Origin of the sequence: Frankia sp. EI5c, assembly GCF_001636565.1 — a bacterium.
In the GTDB taxonomy this organism is placed as follows: domain Bacteria; phylum Actinomycetota; class Actinomycetes; order Frankiales; family Frankiaceae; genus Parafrankia.
In genome coordinates this window covers 113,831-131,932 of record NZ_LRTK01000028.1, presented here as the reverse complement: position 1 = coordinate 131,932, position 18,102 = coordinate 113,831, and the positions used below count along the sequence as shown (strand labels likewise).

The window sequence follows — 18,102 nt, the reverse complement described above, 5'->3', positions numbered from 1 at the left end:
NCCGTGCGCGAGATCGGCGTGACCCTGCTGCGGCTGTGGGTCATCCGTTTCGGCGTGATCGCGGCCAGCCGCGGCGGGAAGGCGAAGACCCTGCTGCTCAACATCTCTCTCGGCCTCTACGTGCTTCCGCTCGACGGGGCCACGGCGACGGGCCGGGCGGTGATCCTCGGCTGTGGGGTGATCGTCGCCGTGGTGACGGGTGTGGACTACGTCTACCGGGCGTTGGTGCTGCGGCGCCGGGCCGGCACGGCGGCCGTGCCCGGTCAGGAGCATGTGGACGGGGCCACCGCCGGGCCCGGGACAGGGGAGTCGGGTGCGCGCTGAGCTGCTGGCGGTGGGGGACGAGCTCCTCTACGGCGACATCGTGAACGGCAACGCGGCCTGGCTGGGTGGCCAGCTGGCGGATGTCGGGGTCCAGGTGTCGACGTCGACCGTGGTCGGAGATGTGATCGCGGACATCGCCACCGCGATCAGCGTGGCGCTGGGACGCGCCGACGCCGTCGTGATCACCGGGGGCCTCGGTCCGACCCAGGACGACCTCACCCGGGAGGGCATCGCCCAGGCGGCCGGGGTGGGCCTGCGGCGCGACGAGGCCCAGGAGGCCCTGCTCCGTCGCCGGTTCACCGAGATGGGGCGGGCCCGGGGCGCCGGGGGCCGCGGCGTCCCGGAGATGAACTTCCGCCAGGCCGACCTGCCGGTCGGCGCGCAGCCGCTGCCCAACGTGCCGGGCACGGCGCCGGGTGTCCAGATGGAGATCGGTTCCGGCGTCGTCTACGCCATGCCCGGCGTCCCCTTCGAGATGCAGGACATGTTCACCCGCAGCGTGCTGCCGGACATCCTGCGGCGCGCCGGTGAGCCGGCGGTCGTCGTCCACCGGGTGCTGCGGACGGCCGGCATCTGGGAGTCGATGGTCGCGGAGGCGCTCGCCGAGGAGGTCTCCAGGCTGGAGCCGCTCGGGAACCCGCGGATCGCCTTCCTCGCCAGTGGCGGCCAGACCCGGGTCCGCATCACCGCGCGGGCGGGCGACCGGGCCGCGGCCGACGAACTGATCGCCCCGGTCGAGGCGGCGGCCCGGGCGGCGCTGGGCCCCGCGCTGTACGGCGTCGATGACGAGAGCCTGGAACAGGTCGTCCTGGACCTGCTCCGGTCGCGCGGCGCGACACTCGCGGTCGCGGAGTCGATGACCGGCGGGCTGCTGGCCGGTCGGATCAGCGACGTCCCCGGCTCCAGTGCGGTCCTGCGGGGCGGGGTCGTCGCCTACGCGACCGACGTGAAGAACTCCGCGCTGGGCGTCGAGGCGGCCCTGCTGGAGTCCCACGGGGCGGTGTCGCCGGAGACCGCGGCCGCGATGGCGGTCGGAGTCCGGGAACGGCTGGGTGCCACCTACGGGCTGGCCACCACCGGTGTGGCGGGCCCGTCCGAGCAGGAGGGCAAGCCGGTCGGCACGCTGCACGTCGGCCTGGCCGGCCCGGACGGCTCCGCCACCCGCTCGCTGCGGCTGCCGGGCGACCAGCGCCGGGTGCGCGAGTTCGCCGTCGTGCAGGCTCTCGACGTGCTGCGACGCGTGCTGGCGGGGGCGGTGGCCACGGAGGCCTCCGGTCTGGCCGCACCCGCCGACCCCCGCTGACGGGGCCCGCCGGCGACGTGCGCCGGACGGCGACCGCCCAGCGGTGCCCCGGATCTCCGGATGTCCCGGCCTGGCCGTGCTTACAGCGTTACAGTCCCATCAACGACGCCCCGGAAGGGGGCTCGGCGGGTATACGGTGAAGCCAGCCCGTGGACGAAGGAGGAGGCTCGATGGTCCTGCTCCGACGCGTGATCGGCGAGGCGTTGCGCCGCCGCCGACAGGATCAGCATCGCACCCTGCGGGAGGTGTCGTCGGCGGCCAGAGTGTCGCTCGGCTACCTCTCAGAGGTCGAACGCGGCCAGAAGGAGGCGAGCTCGGAACTGCTCTCCTCCATCTGCGACGCGCTGGGAGTACGTCTGGCGGATCTCCTCCGTGAGGTCAGCGGCGAGCTGGAGCTCGCCGAGCTGGCCGCGGGCGGGCCGACGCCGGTCGGTCCCACGGCCGTGGTCGTGCCGGCTCGTCCGGCGGTGGTGGACCGCGCCGCGTAGTCCTGGGCGGCGGGTCGGAAACCCGGCATACGGATCTTCTCGGCGGGCACTTCTTTCNGCGGACGTGTCCGAGCCTGCAGAGAGGATCACCATGAGCGCCATCCGCAGTCCGCTGTCCGACGAGGCGCGCACCGTCGTGGGGGAGGCCCTCCAGGGCGCGGTCGTGGACCTGATCGATCTGTCGCTGCTGGGCAAGCAGCTGCACTGGAACGTCATCGGACGTAGCTTCCGCACCGTTCACCAGCAGCTCGACGAAGTTGTGGCGCTGGGCCGCAGGCACACGGACACGGCCGCGGAGNGGGCGGTCTCGATCGGCGTGAACCCCGACGGCCAGGCGGCCACCGTCGCTCGCGGCAGCCACCTGCACGGGGTCGAGGCAGGCTACATCGGTGACGAGAAGGCCATCCGCCTGATCACCGACGTGCTCGCCGGGATGATCACCCGAATGCGGACCCGGATGGATCTGACCGCCGAGCCGGACCCGGTGACCCAGGACCTGTTCATCTCGGTGATCCGTGACCTGGAGGAGCAGCACTGGATGTTCCAGGCCATGGTCTAGTGCCCGCGGTCGAGCCCCGGCCCCGCCGGGCGCGCCCGGCACCCGCCCGGCGCGCGCCCGGCATACGGGCCGAGGCTCGGGCTCGGGGCCGTTCGGCAGTGATCTGAGCACCCGTCCCACCGCGATCCGGGCACCTCGCGGGCCGGTGCCGCACCCCGCGGGCCGGTGCCGTCGGATCGGCGACACCTGTCGCTTCTCCGGATCGCCACCAGCGTGCGACGATCGAACAATGGCAAACGTCGTCCGCAAGGCCTTCCGCTACCTGTCAAAGCGGGCCGAGGTCGCGTTCGAGGAGAAGGCCAGGCCGGAGATCCAGCTTGAGCAGGCGATGGACGAGGCCCGCGGCCAGCACGAACGACTGGTCTCGCAGGCCGCGCTCGTCGTGGGCAACCAGCGCCACATCGAGATGAAGCTGGGTCGCAAGATCGAGGAGGTCGCGGACCTCACCGAGTCCGCGCGGTCGGCGCTGACGCTCGCCGACAACAGCCGCGCCGCCGGTGACCCGGCCGCGGCCGGCCGGTACGAGCAGACCGCGCAGGCCTTCGCCAGCCGGCTCATCGCGGCCGAGGCGGCGCTGGAGGATCTGAAGGTGCTCCAGCGCCAGGCGGCCGAGTCGGCCGCGCAAGCGCGTACCGCGGTGGAGGAGAACACCCTGCGGATGCAGCGGCTGGCCGCGGAACGGACCCGCCTGCTCACCCAGATCGAGCACGCCGCCATGCACGAGCAGATGGGCAGGGTGATGGAGCAGATGAGCTCCCTCCCGCCGGTCGGCGACGTGCCGACGCTCGCCGACGTCCGGGACAAGGTCGAGAAGCGGTACGCGACCGCGCTCGGCCGCCAGGAGCTGGCGTCGCAGGGGCTGGAAGCGCAGATGATCGAGGTGCGGCGCGCGACTATGGACGCGCAGGCGCAGGGGCGGCTGGCCGAGCTGCGGGCAGGCCTCCAGTCGGGGCACTCCTCGCCCGCGCGGCCGGCGGTGCCGAGTGGCCAGGGCGCACCGGCCGGCGAGGGTGTGCCGGCCGGCGAGGACCCCTCGGTCGCTGCCCGCGGCGGCGCCGCTGCCCTCGACCACCCCGGCGGCACGGGTGAACGGCGTCCGTCGTTGGAGAAGGCACCAGGAGATACGCCGTCGTCCCAGGACGACGGTTCCGGGCGGCCCGCCACCGGGCCGCAGGCGCCGCCGCGCTGACCCGGTTCCGAGCGGGCGGGCGCTGCCCGCCCGGAGGCGATCGCCGCGGATGCGCGACCCACGGGAGGCTGCTGATGACCGACGCGGTTGGTGGCCCGTTCCCACCGCCCACGCATCCCGGCACCGTGGGCGGCGAGTCCGGCTCCCGGGCCACGCGGCCCGGGATGCCCGCCGACCCGAAAGCTCCCGGATATCCCGGATATTCGGAGCCTGTGGTCACGTCCGATGATGCGGACCGGACGCGGCGTCAACATCGGGTGCCCGGCGCGCCTGTTATCCCGGAAAAGCGGAGAAGTTTTTTTCAATTCCTCGGGCTGGCGGACACGGCCCCCGGATCCGGGCGTTCACAGCTCGCCGCCGCGGTGGTTCCCGGGTTGCCGGACTGGCTCCGGGTGGACGTCGAACGGCGTTCCTTCGCGAACTCGCGGCGGCGGCTCGGTCGGCCATTCCGGCGGGCTCGGGAGCGGGCCCTGAATTCTGCCTGGATCTGGGGGGCGGCCGCCGCGGTGTCGCCCGCGGCGGCCGTTGTCGCCGACGAAAAGGGCTGGTTGCTCTTCGGTGCCGCCGCCGTGGTGCAGGCGGGCCTGTCCGTGCGGGAGTACCGGACGACCCCGGCGGGCGGGCTGCCGGCGCCGCTGGTCGCCCCGCTGAGAGCGCTGGAGCTGCGGCGGTCCGCGGCCGCGCGGCCGCTGCGCCGAGGCGAGGCCGGGCTGGCGGCGCTCGCCGCGCTTCTCGGCTCGGTCGAGGGCCCCGCGGCGGTCCAGGTGGCCGAGTCCACGCGGACCGCGGTCCGGCTCGTCGACGGTCTTCGTTCGACCGCGCGGCGGGTGTTGGCCTGCGAGTCCGCGCTGCGGGCGGTGTCGGGCCAGGCCCGACGGGCCGAGATACAGGCTGCTTCCGCCCAGCTGCTGACAGGCATGGAGCAGGCCGCGGACCTGCTTGAGGAACTGGTGGCGCTGGCGACCGGGATCGTCGGCGCGGTGGCCGTGGCCGCCGCGGAGCCGGAGCTGGATCGGCTCGCCGAGGATGTCGAACGCCTGCGGAACTACGCCGATGGGCTATCGGAACTGCTGGGAACCGGTGGGTCGGGCAGTCCGGCCTGATCCGGAACGATCCTCTCAGGTGTCACGCCCGCTTAACCTCGGGCCGGGGCGGCCACGTCGGCCGGCCCGCTGCCGGCGGCCCGTTGTGCCTGCCCGGCAGCGACTTTCCGCCGAGTCGCCGGGACAAAGGTCATCCGCCTAAGTGCACAGCGACTATGCAGCTAATTCTTTTATGTCGTTGTGGTGTGAACCCGGGTTGGCACCTTGGGGTGGCATGTAGGTTTGAGAATGTGACCCGGGTTATGGCGCACACGAGCGGATTGCCTTAATGTCCCAGTTGTCCGATCGGCGATTGTGGCGCGGATGACGAAGGGGAGCGTCGTCCACGTTTTCATCGCCGCCGTGCGATGGCCAGACCGGCGGTCCCGGACGTCCGGATGGCATGACGCAGCCAGGCAGGTGGAAGTGCCATGACGCAAATCAATGGGGACGATATCGAATCCCCGATCCAGCAGCCTGCCCGGCAGGCACCCCAGGAAGCGGTCACCCTCGCGGACGTCGACCAGCCGTTCAGCGGCGACCGGTGGTCACTCGTCCTCCCGCACCGCGAGCGGCTGGTGCACATCGCCCGCCGTCGCCTGCCGAGCACCGCCGACGCGGAGGACTGCGCGCAGGAGGCCCTCGTGCGCGCGGCCGGCTTCCGTAACCTCGACAGCCATCGGGTCGGTCAGTTCCTCACCACGACCGTGCTCCGGCTGTGTGTCGACCACCACCGTGCGCGGATGCGCGCGGACCGTGCCATGGCCCGCAGTGTGGCGGCGCCGAGCGATCCCGGCCCCGAGGACTCGACCTGTGACCGCGCCGAGGCGCTCTGGCTGCTCGACCAGACCCGCCGGCTCCGCGGCCGGGAGCGCCAGATCATGATGGCCCGTGCCGCCGGCCGGACCACCCGCCAGGCCGCCGATGATCTGTCGATCAGCGTCAAGGCGGCGGAGGGCGCGTTCACCCGCGGTCGGGCCCGCCTGCTGGCGGCCAGCCGGGCGTGAGGCCACCGCGGCCGGGTCGGATTCCCGGCAGGTCCGCCGCCGGCTCCGGAACCGGGCCCGGCTGGCAGGTCGGGCACCACGCGGTGATCCGGCCATCCTGATCCACGACGTCGACGGCGACGTCGGCACCACCGCCGGCGCTTGCGCGCCGGTGGGCACCACGCCGGTCGCTTCCGCGCCGGCCCTGGTCGTGCCGGACGTCGCCGCGCGGGCCCCGTTCACCGGGCCCGCCCAGACGTCCCGGCGATCCGCGCCCGGGTGAACTCTGGGTGGATCTCCGCTGCTCCAGCCGGCGGACAAGCGTGCCGCAGCGCCGACACGGCCTGCCTGCGCGCCCGTACACCCAATGCTGTTCGCCCGGGCGGGCGGAACCGGTGGTTACCTGGTGCCCGCCCCGCGCCCCGGCCCTGACCATCGCCTGGGCGCGGCGGACCAGACCGGGCAGGTCCGGCACCTCGCCGACGGGGGTCCACGGGCTCACCCCGGCGAGAAAGCACGCCTCCGTGCGCCAGACGTTGCCCAGACCGGCGATGGACCGCTGGTCCAGCAGCGCGGCACCGATCGTGCGGTCCGGCCGCGCCCGCAGGTTCGCGACCGCGCGGTCCAGATCCCAGTCATCTCCGAGCACGTCCGGGCCGAGGTGCCCGACCACGCGGTGCTCCTCGGCGGTCGGCAGCAGGTCGACGACCGGGAGGCGGTAGCCGACCGCCACCTGCTCGGCGGTGACCAGCACGACGCGGACCTGCCACTCCGGTCCGCCAGCCCACCGCGAACCCGGCCGGTACAGGTGCCAGGACCCCTCCATGCGCAGGTGGGTGTGCAGAGTGAGCCCGCCGGTGGCACGCAGGAGCAGATGCTTCCCCCGCGCGGCGACGTTGCGGACGAGCCGCCCGCTCAGGTCGGACGTCGCCAGCGACGGGACCCTGAAGTCCGTGCGCAGCAATGACCGGCCGGCGAGCGCGGCATCGAGCCGGCGAGCCGTGAGCCAGACGGTGTCACCTTCGGGCATACCCCGATGGTGCCTCCTCGGCCGGCTTCCGTCCGCTCCGCCGGGCTCAGGGGGAGGCGGGAAAGATCCGGGCGGGGGCCCTCCCCGCCACCAGGGCACCGAGGGCGGCGACGGCCGCGGCCAGCGTGAACACGACCGCGAGCCCGGCGGTGGCAGCGCCGCCGGCCGCCTCGCTCGCCGCCACCGCGACCCCGCCGAGCCCGGTCCCGAAGGCCGTTCCGAGATTGTCCGACAGCGTCACCGAGGTCGAGGCCGTGCCGTGGCGTTCGGGTGGCGTCTCGGCGAGGACGAGCGTGACGATCGGCGAGTAGGCCAGGCCGATCCCGAGCCCGGCGACGGCCCAGCAGGCGATCGGGATCACGAGTACGACGTGTTCCACCAGGACCAGGGCGAATCCCGCGGTGCCGGCCGCGACCAGCAGCAGACCGAGCCGGATCAGGTCCCGTCCCGGAACGCGACCGGCCAGCCGGGCCTGCGTCCACGACCCCGTGGTCCAGGTCACCGTGGCTGCGGTGACGGCCACGCTGGCCACGATGGTCGGCTGGTCCCGGGCCGCGGTGATCGCGAGTGGGACGAACGTGTCCGCCCCGAAGAAGGCGAAGGTCAACAACCCGCGGGCGGCCACGGCCGCGGGCAGGCCCCGGCGAGCCCGCAGGGTGCCCGCCGGCAGCAGGGACCGCAGTGGTCGGTAGGCGAGGACGGCTCCGGCGACGATCGGCACCAGCCCCACCGGCGACCGGCTGGTGAGGCCACCCAGTACCAGGCCCGCGCCGACGCTGACCCGCAGTGCCGCGACCAGCCGGGGCCCGGTCGCCTCGACGACCCCGGCGGTCGTCGGCCCCAGGCCCCGCAGCGCCCGGACCGTGATCACCCCCGCGACCGCGACCAGCGGCGTGAGACCCCCGAAGACCCAGCGCCAGCCGGCGTGCTCGGCCACGAGCGCGGCGGCCGCCGGGCCGACCAGGCCGGGCAGTACCCAGGCGGTGGACGTCACCGCGAACATGCGGGGCCGCTGTGGCTCCGGGTAGGCGCGGCCGATCGTCGCGTAGAGGACGGCGGGCACGGCGCCACCGCCGAGACCCTGCAGGACCCGCCCGGCCACCAGGATGCCCATGGTCGGCGCGACCGCGGCGGCGGCGAGGCCCGCGCCGAACAACAGCAGGCCGGCGGTGTAGGGGCGGACGGGTCCGGTGCGGTCCGTCTCCGAGCCGGCGAGCACGACCCCGACGAGCAGGCCGAGGAAGAACCCGCTGGTCGTCCAGCCGTAGAGGGACAGACCGGAAAGATCCTCGGCCACCTCCGGCAGGATGGTGATGACCGCCATCGCCTCGAACGCGATCAGTGTGACGGTGCTGACCAGCCCGATGGTCAGCGACCGCAGCCGCGGATCCCAGGGCGTGGGCTCCGCGTGACCGTCTGGGGAGGTGCGGCGCCGGCCGCGCCGGTGCACCGAGAACCGCACCTTTCCGCACCTCCCCTGCTGGACGTGTAGGAGTTGGAATTCTGCACGTGCGGCGCCCGCGGCGGCGAAGGTCAGGCCCGCAGCCGCAGCCCGCGCGGGGTCGGGTGGAAGCCGGCGCGCTCCAGCGCCGCGCCGAGCTCGCTGCCGACCACGGCGGCCCCGTCCGCCTTCTCCACCGCGAGCCGGCCCAGCGAGCCGGCCCGGACGGCGCCGGCCAGCGCCTCCACCGCGGGACCGAGCAGCGCCGGCGAATCCGCCCACGACAGCAGCGTGCGACCGCCGCGTTCGACGTAGAGCACCAGCTCGCCGTCGACGAGCACAACCAGCGCCCCCGCCTTGCGGCCGGGACGGTGTCCGGACCCGTCGGTGTCGCCCGGGCGCGGTGGCCAGGCGAGCGCGGCGCCGTACGGGTTCGCGGGGTCGGCCGCCGCCAGCACGACGGCGCCGCCCTCAGCCGGGCCCCGCTGCGCGGCGCCGAATCCGGTGCCGATTCCGGGTGGCCCCGTCAGCCGCGCGGCCGCGACGTGCCCGCTGCCGCTGCCGGTGCCGGGGCCGGGGCCGTGCGGGCCGGCAGCCGCCCACGACGGTCGGTCGGCGGTGTCGCGCTGCGCCCCGGCGATCGCCCGCAGGCGGTCGACGGCACCGGGGACGGCGAACTGCGCCGCACCCAGGGACTCGACGAAGTAGCCGCGGCGGCAGCGACCGGCGTCCTCGAAGGCTGACAGCACCCGGTACACCGCGGCGAAGCCGCCCGGTACGCGCTCGGCGGCGACCGCGCCCCGGGTGACGATGCCGTGCCGATCCAGCAGGGATTCGGCCAGCGCATGCGCGCGGTGGGTCGGGTCAGTCTCCCGCTCCGGCAGCAGCGACCACCGGCCGCCGACGGTCGGCGGGCCGGCGCGGCGCGGCATCGCGGGCCGGGCCCGGCCGTGGCGCGCGGTGCGGGCGCGTGGCGTCCTGCGGCCGGCATGCGCCGGCCGCCCCGCCCCGAGCTGGACGCGCAGCGCGGCGAGCGTGTCGTTGGTGACCAGCCCGGACCACACCAGATCCCACAGCGCGGCCGCGAGCGTGGTGTCGTCGAGGCTGCCGGCCCGGTCGGACAGGTTCCGGAAGAACAGCGCCTGGCCACCGGCGAGGGCCTCCAGAATCCCGCGGTGCACCGGGCTGTCGGGCGTGTCCGGCAGTGGTGCCGGCAGCAGTTCCTCGGCGGCGTCGGCCGGCACGAGGGTGATCCACCCGTCGTTCCCGGGCAGCCCACCGGCGCCGGCCCACAGAACCTCACCGGTGGCGCACAGTTCGTCGAGCATCGCCGGCGCGTAGTCGCTGACCCGGGCGGGGAGCACGAGCTGCTCCAGCGCGCTGGCTGGAATCAGTGCCCCCTGGAGCTGCTCGACCGCCCGCAGCACGCCGTCCACGCCGCGCCCGCGCCCGCTCGTCACCGACTGCCAGGCCGGCAGGAAGGCGCCCAGCGCGCGGACCGGTACCGCCTCGACCTCCCGGCGCAGCGCGGCCAGGCTGCGCCGGCGCAGCGCCCGCAGCACCCCCGCGTCGCACCACTGCTCACCGGCGCGGTCCGGGTGCAGCTCGCCGCGCACGAGCCGCCCGTCGGCGGCCAGCCGGGTCAGCACTCCGGTGACCACCGCGACACCGAGCCCGAACCGGTCGGCGACGTCGCCGACCTCGAACGGCCCGTGCGTGCGGGCGTAGCGGGACACCAGGTCACCGAGCGGATCCCGGACGGACTCGGTGAAGGCGGCCGGCAGACCCATCGGCAGCGCCACCCCGAGCGCGTCCCGCAGCCGGCCGGCGTCCTCGACCGGGACCCATCGCTCCGTGCCGGTGATCCGTACCCGGATCACCCGGCCGGCCCGCTCCAGCGACTCCAGCCAGGACGGGTCCACGCCGCGCTCGCGGGCCTCCTCGGTGCTGAGGTCCCCGAGGACACGGAGCAGGTCGGCGGTGGCCTCGGCGTCCCGGGCGTGCCGCTCGGGCACCAGCCGCTGCAACTCGCCGACGACCCGCTCCAGGGAGGCGGGGTCGATGAGCTCCCGCAGCTGCGCCTCACCGAGCAGCTCGGCGAGCAGCGAGCTGTCCAGGGACAGAACCTGGGCGCGCCGTTCGGCCAGCGGCGCGTCACCGTCGTACATGAACGCGGCGACATAGCCGAACAGCAGCGACGAGGCGAACGGCGAGGGGGCCGGGGTCTCCACCTCGACAACCCGCAGCGAGCGGGCTTCGACCGCACGCATCAGCCCGGCCAGGGCCGGGACGTCGTAGACGTCCTGCAGGCACTCGCGCATCGTCTCCAGCACGACCGGGAAGTCACCGAACGCCGAGGCGACCGACAACAGGTGGGCACTGCGCTGGCGCTGCTGCCACAGCGGCGTGCGCCGGCCGGGTGTGCGGCGGGGCAGCAGCAGGGAGCGGCTCGCGCACTCGCGGAAGCGGCTCGCGAAGAGGGCACTCGCGCCGACCTCGGCCCGGACGAGCGCCTCGACCTCCTCCGGCTCGAAGACGACCAGGTCCGCCCCGGGCAGTTCGGCCGTGTCCGGGACCCGGGCGACGACCCCGTCGTCGGTGTGCATGATCTGCACCTCGGAGCCGTAGCGCGCACGCAGGCGCGCGCCGATCGCCAGGGCCCAGGGCGCGTTGACCGGGGCACCGAAGGGTGAGTGGACGGCGAGCCGCCAGTCGCCCAGTTCGTCGCGGAAACGTTCCACGACCAGGTGCCGGTCGTCGGAGAGGCGCCCGGCGGCGGCCCGCTGCTCGTCCAGGTAGCTCAACAGGTTGCCGGTCGCCCACTCGTCCAGGCCGGCGGCGCGGACCCGGGCCGCGGCGTCGGCGGGGGACAGCGGTGACAGCTCCCGCAGGAACGCGCCCAGCGCGCGCCCGAGCTCCGCCGGCCGGCCCGGCGCGTCGCCGTGCCAGAACGGCAGCCGCCCCGGCCGGCCCGGCGCCGGTGTCACCAGCACCCGGTCCGGGGTGATCTCCTCGATGCGCCAGCTCGACGAGCCGAGCAGCACGACGTCGCCGACCCGCGACTCGTAGACCATCTCCTCGTCGAGCTCGCCGACGCGGCTGGCCTTCTCCCCGACGAGGAAGACCCCGAACATCCCGCGGTCGGGGATGGTTCCGCCGCTGGTGACGGCGAGCCGCTGGGCCCCCGGCCGGCCGGCGAGAACGCCGGTGGCCCGGTCCCAGGTGATGCGTGGCCGCAGCTCGGCGAAGTCGTCGGAGGGATAGCGCCCGGCCAGCATGTCCAGCACCGCCTCGTACGCCGAGGCGGGGAGGGCGGCGAACGGCGCCGCCCGGCGGACCAGCGCGCCGAGCTCGTCCACCTCCCGGTCCTCCATGGCGACCATCGCGACGATCTGCTGCGCGAGCACGTCCAGCGGGTTGCGCGGGTAGCGGATGGCCTCGATCCGCGCGGAACTCATCCGCTCGGCCACGACCGCGCACTCCAGGAGGTCGGAGCGGTGCTTGGGCAGCACCACGCCCCGGCTGGCGGCGCCGACCTGGTGGCCGGCCCGGCCGATGCGCTGCATGCCGGCCGCGACGCTCGGCGGGGACTCGATCTGCACCACCAGGTCGACGGCGCCCATGTCGATGCCCAGTTCGAGGCTGGAGGTGGCGACCACGGCGGGCAGCCGGCCGGACTTGAGGTCCTCCTCGATCAGGGCCCGCTGCTCCCGGCTCACGCTGCCGTGGTGGGCGCGGGCGACCTCCAGCGCCGCCGGCGGCGCGGCGGAACCGGAGGGTCCCATCAGCTCCGCCGGCCCGGTCCGAGCGGCGGTGGTCCCGGCCTGCTCGGTGGTCCCGGCCTGCTCGGTGGCCTGGGCCAGCCGGTCGGCATACAGCTCGTTCAGCCGGGCGCACAGGCGCTCGGCGACCCGCCGCGAGTTCGCGAAGACGATCGTCGACGAATGGGTGAGGATCAGATCCAGCACCCGCTCCTCGACCGCCGGCCAGATCGACGCCCGTGGCCCCGACCCCGCGGCGGGCCCCTCGGGCACCGCTTCCGCCGGCTCGCCGAGGCTCGTCATGTCCTCGACCGGTACGACCACCTCGATCCGCAGGGTCTTCGAAGCCGGTGGCCGGATGACGGTGACCGGGTGTGGCCCGCCGAGGAACCGGGCGACCTCCTCCACCGGTCGCACCGTCGCCGACAGCCCCACCCGTTGGGCCGGGGCGTCGAGGAGCTCGTCGAGGCGCTCCAGGCTGAGCGCCAGATGCGCTCCGCGCTTGGTGCCGGCGACCGCGTGCACCTCGTCGACGATCACCGTCCGGACGCCCCGCAGCGCCTCCCGCGCGGCACTGGTCAGGAGCAGGAACAGCGACTCCGGCGTGGTGATCAGAATGTCGGGCGGGGTGCGGCCGAACGCGCGGCGCTCGGCCGCCGGGGTGTCGCCCGAGCGGACGCCCACGGACACGTCCGGGACCGGCAGCCCGAGCCGCGCCGCGGCAGCCCGGATTCCGGTGAGCGGCGCCCGCAGGTTGCGCTCGACGTCGACCGCGAGTGCCTTGAGCGGGCTCACGTAGAGCACCCGGCAGCGGCGGGCGGGGTCCGGCGGCGGGCCGGAACGGGCGAGACCGTCGAGGGACCAGAGAAACGCCGCGAGGGTCTTGCCGGATCCGGTCGGCGCCACGACCAGCGCGCTCCCACCCGCGGCGACGGCGGCCCACGCCTCGGCCTGCGCCGGTGTCGGCGCCGCGAACGAGGAGGTGAACCACTCCCTGGTCGGGGCCGAGAAGGCGGCGAGCGGGTCCGGTGCGGTCACGTGGACCAGTCTGCGTCCTCCCACCGACACAAATAAGCCCGGTGCCCGGTGCCCGGTGCCCGGTGGCCGGTGGTCCGGTGGCGTATGGGCGTGTGGGCGTGGACGAGAGCGGGGCGGGCACGTGCACACTGGAACGGTGCGACTGACCGAGTTCTGGGCGAACATGAACAAGCAGTTCGGGACGGCGTACGCTGATTCGCTCGCACGCGATCACGTGATCGCCGGCCTGGGCGGGGCCACGGTGGAGTCCGCCCTGCGCCGCGGCGATGACGCCAAACAGGTGTGGCGCGCGGTCTGCGACGAGTTCGACCTGCCGGCCGGCGACCGCTGACGTCGCCGCCGTCGCGGCGGTGGCCCGGAGATCAGCACCGGGTTCCGGCCGTCGTCGGGTTCCGGCTGTCGGTGACCTGCCGAGCCGAGTGCGGGTTGCCGGGCCGCAACCGGTCGGTCTGCGGGCGCTCGGGTCGGTCCTGGTCGGCTGGTGCGGGGTGTGGCGGTGTCACCCGTTCGGGTGAGCCTCGGTGTGTCGCCGCGTCTTCGAACGGATGTTCGGCTACTGTTGTCCACATGCTCTCCGATGTCCACAGAAGCGACCCGGCTCTCGAAACTGTCGGACCCACCGCCTAGCGTCGGATCGTGGCCAAGACTCGACGACCTCAGCATGGAGTAACTCCAATGGTTGGACCCGACCGCGAGAAGGCGTTGGAGAACGCCCTTGCGCAGATCGACAAGCAGTTCGGTAAGGGCTCGGTCATGCGCCTGGGGGACGAGACCAGGCCCCCGGCCCAGGTGATCCCGACCGGGTCAATCGCCCTCGATGTCGCGCTCGGTATCGGAGGCCTTCCGCGCGGGCGCGTCGTCGAGATCTATGGGCCCGAGTCGTCCGGAAAGACCACGGTCGCCCTGCACGCGGTGGCGAACGCGCAGGCGGCCGGCGGCATTGCGGCGTTCATCGACGCGGAGCACGCGCTTGATCCGGAGTACGCGGTGAAGCTGGGTGTCGACACCGACGCGCTGCTGGTCTCCCAGCCCGACACGGGTGAGCAGGCGTTGGAGATCGCCGACATGCTGATCCGTTCCGGGGCGCTGGACATCATCGTGATCGACTCGGTGGCGGCCCTGGTACCGCGTGCCGAGATCGAGGGCGAGATGGGTGACAGCCACGTCGGCCTGCAGGCCCGGCTGATGTCACAGGCCCTGCGCAAGCTCACCGGAGCCCTCGCCAACTCGGGCACGACCGCGATCTTCATCAACCAGCTCCGCGAGAAGGTCGGCGTCATGTTCGGTTCGCCGGAGACGACCACCGGTGGAAAGGCGCTGAAGTTCTACGCCTCGGTCCGTCTCGACGTCCGCCGGATCGAGACGCTGAAGGACGGTCAGGAAGCGGTCGGTAACCGGACCCGGGTCAAGGTGGTCAAGAACAAGATGGCGCCGCCGTTCCGGATTGCCGAGTTCGACATTGTCTACGGCGGCGGCATCAGTCGTGAGGGCTCACTCATCGATATGGGTGTCGAGCACGGCATCATCCGTAAGTCCGGAGCCTGGTACACCTACGACGGTGATCAGCTCGGGCAGGGCAAGGAGAACGCGCGGTCATTTATGCGTGACAACCCGGACCTGGCCAACGAAATCGAGAAGAGGATCAAGGAGAAGCTGGGTCTGATCCCGGTGCTGGACGCGGACGCGCCCGCTCCTGTTCCAGTTGATCTCTGACGGGCGAGTGGGTGACCGGAGCGGAGTCAGGTGTGTCGACGTACCCCTTTGACGCCACGACGGGCGGAGGTGGGTCGCGGGACCTGGACCCACCGCCGGGTCGGTCGAGTGCGGTGAGCCGCCCAAGGGTGTCGGGTTCCGCGGCGTCGGCCGCACCGGATTCGCGTCCGGGTCGGCGTGGGGAAGCCGGCCACGCTGACCCCCTCGCGTCCGCGAGGGAGATCTGTCTGCATCAGCTCGCGGCCCGGCCGCGTAGCCGGGCGGAGCTCGCGGCCGTCATGCGTCGCCGCGGCGTCGAGGAGGACGTCGCGGAGCGAGTGCTCGATCGCCTCGTGGAAGTCGGGCTGGTGGACGACGAGGCGTTCGCGGCGGCGTTCGTCTCCTCCGCCCGGGCCGGTCGAGGGCTGGGCCGGCGTGCGCTCGCGGTGGAGCTGCGGCGCCGCGGAGTGGAACCCGAGGTGTCCGAGGCGGCGCTGGCGTCCGTCGAGGTGGAGGACGAGGAGGAGACCGCCCGCGCACTGGTGGCTCGGCGGCTCCGGGCCATGGGCGGTCTGCCGGAACCGGTTCGGGTCCGGCGGCTTGTCGCGCTGCTCACCCGAAAGGGCTACCCGCTGGACCTCGTGATGCGGGTGGTCACGGAGGCCGTCCCGGCCACCGACGGCGAGGACTGTGACCCGGACCAGCTCTCGGGGTGAGTCAGCTCCGCGGCCATCGGGGTTGCTGAATGGGTAGACCCTGGTCAGCCGTCCGGGGGCGGTAGATCTCGGATCTTTTTCTTGACCGAATGAAAGAGGCAGACCTACCCTTTCACAAAGGCGCGAGGGCTACCGCTCGTATGCGGTCCAGATAGCTGGCACAACTTCACATCCGGGCGGGCGTTCCTTCGGGCGCCGGTGACCGCATGCTGTCGTTGCCTCGGTTTTCGTACCGGTGCTCCAGACGGCGGCCTGATTTTGGGCTTCGCGATACACACGCCTGCCAGTGCCTGGCTCGGGTCCCGTGCGCCTCACGTCTGTCATCGCAGACGCGGCGGAAGCGGGAGGAGCAACCATGGGTGCCGCCCTCATAACGCTTCTCGTGCTGCTTCTCGTCGCGGTGCTCGGGCTGACCTTCGTGTTGTTGCGCCTGGTGCGGGCCGGAACGCTGGGGGTGAGCGGTGGTGCCCCGCCGCCCGCGTCGAACCCGCCTCCGACCCGTGAAGACACCACCCTTTCCGCTGGTCAGGACGAAATCGCCGCCCCCGAGGCGACTGCGGCCGGTGCGCGGGATGCCGCTGTCACCGAGGCGCGGGCCGTCGGCGCTGCCGGGTACGGCGCTACCGGGTACGGCGCCCCGGTCGACACGCGGGCCGCGGAGTCCGCCACTGAGGCGGGCGGTGCCAACCTGGCTCCAGGAGACGAGGCCGCCGGTGTCGGTCCGCCTGGGAGCGACAGCCCCGATACCGCCGCTTCGGCGCTCGACGGTTGGGCGTCCGCCGAGGCCGGCGAGGTGGGCGGGGCGGGCGAGGCGGCGGAGCCGGACGGGGGGCTGGGCACCCGGGTCGAGCTTGCTGAGATCACGCAGCTCACGGCGCGCATCGCGGACCTCCGCAGGGAGGCGCGGGAGGCACGGGAGGACGGCGACGGAATCCGGCGCCGAGCAGAGCAGGATGCCGCCGAGCAGATCGCCCGGGTCGAGCGGGAGGCGGCGCAGATCCGTCGCCATGCCGAGGAGGCGGCCGAGGCGATCCGGGCCCGCGCGGTGGCCGACGCGGAGCTGCGCGCGTCGAAGGCCGAGGCCGAGGCCCGCGAGGCGATCCGGGTTGAACGCGAGCAGCTTCGGGCGGAGCTGGACGAGGACCTGCGTTCCCAGCGGGCGGAGCTGCGTGGCTGGGACACTCGGCTGTCCCAGCGCGAACAGCGGCTCGCGGAACAGAGCACGGCGGTCGAGGAACAGGCGCGCCGGCTGCAGCTCCGGGAGGAGGAGCTGGCGGCTCGGGAGGCGGGCCTCGACGGTCGGGAGACGGACCTGGCCGGCCAGGAGGCCCGCCTGCGCCGGGAACTGGAACGCGCGGCCGGCCTGACCTCCGCCGAGGCGAGGACCGAACTGGTCAAGGTGGTGGAGGACCAGGCGCGGCTGGAGGCCGCGGTGCGGGTCCGTGAGGTCGAGGCCCGAGCGGAGGAGGAGGGGGAGGACCGCGCCCGGCGCATCGTCACCCTCGCCATCCAGCGGGTGGCCTCCGAGCAGACGGCCGAGTCGGTGGTCTCGGTGCTGCACCTGCCCAGCGACGAGATGAAGGGCCGCATCATCGGGCGGGAGGGGCGCAACATCCGCGCCTTCGAGTCCGTCACCGGGGTCAACGTCCTGATCGACGACACGCCTGAGGCCGTCCTGCTGAGCTGCTTCGACCCGGTGCGCCGGGAGACCGCGCGCATCACGCTGGCCGCGCTGGTGTCGGACGGGCGGATCCACCCGCACCGCATCGAGGAGGAGTACGCCCGCGCCGAGCGTGAGGTGATGGCGAAGTGCGTCCGGGCCGGCGAGGACGCACTGATCGACGTCGGCATCGCCGAGATGCATCCCGAGCTGATCACCCTGCTCGGGCGCCTGCGCTACCGGACGAGCTACGGGCAGAACGTGCTCGCGCATCTCGTCGAGAGCGCGCACCTGGCCGGGATCATGGCGGCGGAGCTGCGGCTGCCGCCGGCCATCGCGAAACGCGGCACGCTCCTGCACGACCTGGGCAAGGCGCTGACCCACGAGGTGGAGGGCTCGCACGCGATCGTCGGCGCGGAGATCGCCCGCCGGTACGGTGAGCACGAGGATGTCGTCCACGCGATCGAGGCGCATCACAACGAGGTCGAGCCACGGTCGATCGGCGCGGTACTGACCCAGGCGGCGGATCAGATCTCCGGCGGGCGGCCCGGGGCGCGCCGCGACAGCCTGGAGTCCTACGTCAAACGGCTGGAGCGGATCGAGCAGATCGCGGCGGAGCGCCCCGGGGTCGAGAAGGTGTTCGCCATGCAGGCCGGGCGGGAGGTGCGGGTCATGGTCGTGCCGGAACTGGTGGACGACGTCGCCGCGCACCTGCTGGCCCGTGATGTGGCGAAGCAGATCGAGGATGAACTGACCTACCCCGGCCAGATCCGGGTGACCGTCGTGCGCGAGACCCGGGCGATCGGCCTCGCCCGCTGACACCTGCTGACACC

At 73.6% G+C, this 18,102-nt stretch carries 14 protein-coding genes and 1 pseudogene; 12 read left to right on the top strand and 3 right to left on the bottom strand.

Translation table 11 applies throughout. The features are described 5' to 3' along the window. Position 1: 1 nt before the first annotated feature. The 8 genes and pseudogenes from UG55_RS37385 to UG55_RS15085 form a co-directional block, all read left to right on the top strand. The coding region (locus UG55_RS37385) for a CDP-alcohol phosphatidyltransferase family protein (protein WP_313954616.1) at positions 2–324 on the top strand (323 nt) is incomplete at its 5' end. Beyond that, positions 314–1,627 carry a competence/damage-inducible protein A gene (locus UG55_RS15110; protein WP_066068757.1) on the top strand — a complete coding sequence of 438 codons (1,314 nt, stop codon included), beginning with the start codon at positions 314–316 and terminating at the stop codon, positions 1,625–1,627. The genes UG55_RS37385 and UG55_RS15110, both read left to right, overlap by 11 nt. A 170-nt stretch (positions 1,628–1,797) precedes the next feature. Then, positions 1,798–2,115 (top strand): helix-turn-helix domain-containing protein, encoded by a 318-nt coding sequence (locus tag UG55_RS15105; RefSeq protein WP_066068753.1) that lies wholly within the window; start codon positions 1,798–1,800, stop codon positions 2,113–2,115. Between the two features lie 91 nt (positions 2,116–2,206). Continuing rightward, a pseudogene (locus UG55_RS37380) lies at positions 2,207–2,413 on the top strand (DNA starvation/stationary phase protection protein); the annotation flags it as partial. A 1-nt stretch (position 2,414) separates the two neighbouring features. After that, positions 2,415–2,674: ferritin-like domain-containing protein (locus tag UG55_RS37375; RefSeq protein WP_304440414.1), on the top strand; the 260-nt coding region annotated here is incomplete at its 5' end. Between the two features lie 229 nt (positions 2,675–2,903). Further along, entirely contained in the window at positions 2,904–3,863 is a 960-nt protein-coding gene (locus tag UG55_RS15095) for a PspA/IM30 family protein (RefSeq protein WP_066068747.1), read from the top strand. 374 nt (positions 3,864–4,237) lie between these two features. Further along, complete coding sequence (locus tag UG55_RS15090; protein ID WP_066068833.1) at positions 4,238–4,966, top strand: phage shock envelope stress response protein PspM; 729 nt, start codon at positions 4,238–4,240, stop codon at positions 4,964–4,966. A gap of 410 nt (positions 4,967–5,376) precedes the next feature. Next, positions 5,377–5,952, top strand: a complete 576-nt coding sequence (locus UG55_RS15085; RefSeq protein ID WP_066068745.1) for an RNA polymerase sigma factor — start codon at positions 5,377–5,379, stop codon at positions 5,950–5,952. Here UG55_RS15085 and UG55_RS15080 read toward each other — a convergent pair. The 3 genes from UG55_RS15080 to UG55_RS15070 form a co-directional block, all read right to left on the bottom strand. Next, positions 5,909–6,961, bottom strand: coding sequence for a DNA-formamidopyrimidine glycosylase family protein (locus UG55_RS15080; protein WP_066068742.1), 1,053 nt, complete (start codon positions 6,959–6,961; stop codon positions 5,909–5,911). The genes UG55_RS15085 and UG55_RS15080 overlap by 44 nt on opposite strands. Before the next feature lie 46 nt (positions 6,962–7,007). Next, positions 7,008–8,423, bottom strand: a complete 1,416-nt coding sequence (locus UG55_RS15075) for an MFS transporter (protein WP_396230916.1) — start codon at positions 8,421–8,423, stop codon at positions 7,008–7,010. A gap of 71 nt (positions 8,424–8,494) precedes the next feature. Beyond that, entirely contained in the window at positions 8,495–13,201 is a 4,707-nt protein-coding gene (locus tag UG55_RS15070) for an ATP-dependent helicase (protein ID WP_242424429.1), read from the bottom strand. 136 nt (positions 13,202–13,337) lie between these two features. Between UG55_RS15070 and UG55_RS15065 the strand changes: the two genes are divergently transcribed. From UG55_RS15065 to rny, 4 genes are all read left to right on the top strand, one after another. Then, complete coding sequence (locus UG55_RS15065; protein WP_066068737.1) at positions 13,338–13,532, top strand: DUF3046 domain-containing protein; 195 nt, start codon at positions 13,338–13,340, stop codon at positions 13,530–13,532. 344 nt (positions 13,533–13,876) lie between these two features. Next, on the top strand, positions 13,877–14,914 hold the full coding sequence (gene recA / locus UG55_RS15060) for a recombinase RecA (RefSeq protein WP_066068733.1): 1,038 nt from the start codon (positions 13,877–13,879) through the stop codon (positions 14,912–14,914). A gap of 128 nt (positions 14,915–15,042) precedes the next feature. Beyond that, on the top strand, positions 15,043–15,609 hold the full coding sequence (recX, locus tag UG55_RS15055) for a recombination regulator RecX (RefSeq protein ID WP_396230915.1): 567 nt from the start codon (positions 15,043–15,045) through the stop codon (positions 15,607–15,609). Positions 15,610–15,964: 355 nt separating this feature from the next. After that, positions 15,965–18,088 (top strand): ribonuclease Y, encoded by a 2,124-nt coding sequence (gene rny, locus UG55_RS15050; protein ID WP_066068730.1) that lies wholly within the window; start codon positions 15,965–15,967, stop codon positions 18,086–18,088. The last annotated feature ends 14 nt before the right edge of the window (positions 18,089–18,102 follow it).

Coding starts and splice junctions, on each gene's coding strand:
- UG55_RS15095 (WP_066068747.1), top strand. CDS start 2,904: ATGGCAAACGTCGTCCGCAAGGCCTTCCGCTACCTGTCAAAGCGGGCC.
- UG55_RS15105 (WP_066068753.1), top strand. CDS start 1,798: ATGGTCCTGCTCCGACGCGTGATCGGCGAGGCGTTGCGCCGCCGCCGA.
- UG55_RS15080 (WP_066068742.1), bottom strand. CDS start 6,961: ATGCCCGAAGGTGACACCGTCTGGCTCACGGCTCGCCGGCTCGATGCC.
- rny (WP_066068730.1), top strand. CDS start 15,965: ATGGGTGCCGCCCTCATAACGCTTCTCGTGCTGCTTCTCGTCGCGGTG.
- recA (WP_066068733.1), top strand. CDS start 13,877: ATGGTTGGACCCGACCGCGAGAAGGCGTTGGAGAACGCCCTTGCGCAG.
- UG55_RS15085 (WP_066068745.1), top strand. CDS start 5,377: ATGACGCAAATCAATGGGGACGATATCGAATCCCCGATCCAGCAGCCT.